Annotated in this window: 2 protein-coding genes; both read left to right on the forward strand. The window is 74.4% G+C overall.

From position 1 onward, the window contains the following. Nucleotides 1-1,964: RNA helicase (locus AB0I76_RS27655; protein ID WP_357041403.1), on the forward strand; the 1,964-nt coding region annotated here is incomplete at its 5' end. A gap of 166 nt (nt 1,965-2,130) precedes the next feature. Beyond that, a partial coding sequence (locus AB0I76_RS27660; RefSeq protein WP_357041406.1) for an MHYT domain-containing protein occupies nt 2,131-2,474 on the forward strand: 344 nt, incomplete at its 3' end.

The raw sequence follows: 2,474 nt of genomic DNA on the forward strand, positions 1-2,474 counted from the left end.
GAGGCCGCCGCGGCCCACGCTGGCGGGGCCCGATGCGGCCCGACATCGTGGACCGGCTCGACCGCGAGGGCCTGCTGCCGGCGATCCTGTTCATCTTCAGCCGGGCCGGCTGCGCCGCTGCCGTGCAGCAGTGCCTCGCCGCCGGGCTGCGGCTGACCTCGCCGGAGGAACGCGCCGAGATCCGCCGCGTCGTGGAGTCGCGGGTCACCGCCATCCCGGGCGAGGACCTGTCGGTGCTGGGCTACTGGGAGTGGCTCGACGGCCTGGAGCGCGGCCTGGCCGCGCACCACGCCGGCATGCTCCCGGTGTTCAAGGAGGTGGTCGAGGAGCTGTTCGTCCGCGGCCTGGTCAAGGCGGTCTTCGCCACCGAGACCCTGGCGCTGGGCATCAACATGCCGGCCCGCTGCGTGGTCCTCGAACGCCTCGTGAAGTACAACGGCGAGGCGCACGTCGACCTGACGCCGGGGGAGTACACCCAGCTCACCGGCCGCGCCGGGCGCCGGGGCATCGACATCGAGGGCCACGCCGTGGTGGTGTGGTCCCCGGAGACCGACCCCCGGCACGTGGCCGGCCTGGCGTCGACCCGCACGTACCCGCTGCGGTCCAGCTTCCGGCCCTCGTACAACATGGCGGTCAACCTGGTCGGGTCGGTCGGCACCGAGCCGGCCCGGGCGCTGCTGGAGTCCTCGTTCGCGCAGTTCCAGGCGGACCGGTCGGTGGTCGGCCTGGCCCGGCAGGTGCAGCGCAACACCGAGACCATCGAGGCGTACGGGGTCGAGGCGACCTGCCACCACGGCGACTTCGACGAGTACTTCGGGCTGCGGGTGGCCATCGCCGACCGGGAACGGGCCATCGCCCGGCAGGGGCAGCACCAGCGCAAGGCCGCCGCCGTGGCGTCGCTGGAACGCCTGCGGGTGGGCGACGTGATCCGGGTGCCGTCAGGTCGGCGTGCCGGCCTGGCCGTGGTGCTCGACCCGGCCACCGGCGGGTTCGGCGAGCCCCGGCCACTGGTGCTCACCCAGGACCGCTGGGCCGGCCGGATCACCCCCGGCGACTTCACCACCCCGGCCGAGGTCCTGGCCCGGATCCGGGTGCCCAAGCACTTCAACCACCGGTCCCCGGCGGCCCGGCGGGACCTGGCCGCCGAGGTCAGCGGAACCGGTCTGGACCGGCACGGCGGTCGCCGGGGCGGCCGGTCCCGGCAGGCGGTCGGCGACGACCACCAGCTCAGCCAGCTCCGCACGGAGTTGCGTCGGCACCCCTGCCACGCCTGCCCGGACCGGGAGGAGCACGCCCGGTGGGCGGAGCGGCGCCGCCGGCTGGAGAAGGACACCGAGGAGTTGCAGCAGCGGGTGGCCGGCCGGACCGGCTCGCTGGCGCGTACCTTCGACCGGATCGTCGCGCTGCTGACCTCCCGCGGGTACCTGGCGCCCGACGGCACCGTCACCGACGCCGGCCGCATGCTCGGACGGATCTGGACCGAGGCGGACCTGCTGGTCGCCGAGTGCCTGCGGCGGGGCGTCTGGGACGGGCTGTCCCCGGCGGAGCTGGCCGCGGCGGTGTCGGTGGTGGTCTTCGAGGCGCGCCGCGATGTCGACGAACGGGCGGGGCTGCCGCGCGGCCCCGTCGCCGACGCGGTCGACGCCACCCTCAAGCTGTGGAGCGAGATCGAGGCCGACGAGGCGGCGCGCGGTCTCGCCGTCACCCGTGAGCCGGACCTCGGCTTCGCGTGGCCGGTCTACCGGTGGGCCCGGGGCGAGGCGCTCGCCAAGGTGCTCGCCAGCGGTCACGAGATCGACGGCGAGATGCCGGCGGGCGACTTCGTCCGGTGGGCGCGGCAGGTCGTCGACCTGCTCGGCCAGCTCGCCGACTCCGGGGGAGCCTCGCCGGACCTGCGGTCCACCGCCCGGCAGGCCATCGCGGCCGTCAACCGGGGCGTACTGGCCTACCACGCCCCCGCCTGACCGTCACTCTCCGTCATCGCCGGCGGAGAATCGACGCATCGCACCGTCACCGCGACAGCACCCCCCGAGATAGCAGGGGGGTGCTGTTGCGCCTGTTCAGGGGGTCCTCGATCATGTCTGGGGCGCGTTGTTACGCGCCGGTAACGTGTCTGGGGGGAATACCGCCGTGGCGGAAATCAATCACTTTGAGTACGGGTGGATCACGCCCGCGCTGAGCTACGCGCTGTCGGTGCTCGGCTCGTGTCTGGGCCTGGTCTGCGCCGGCCGGATCCGGACCGCCACCACGCCGGGCCAGCGCGCCTGGTGGGGCACCCTGGCGGCGTTCGCCCTCGGCGGCACCGCCATCTGGACCATGCACTTCATGGCGATGCTCGGGTTCGCCGTCGACGGCACCCGCATCCGGTACGACGTGCCGGTCACCGCCGCCAGCGCGGCCTTCGCGATCGGCGCGGTCGGCATCGGCCTGGCCATCGTCGGCACCGGCCGGGTCTCCGTGCCGCGCATCGCCGC

The organism is Micromonospora sp. NPDC049799, assembly GCF_040656655.1.
Lineage (GTDB): Bacteria > Actinomycetota > Actinomycetes > Mycobacteriales > Micromonosporaceae > Micromonospora.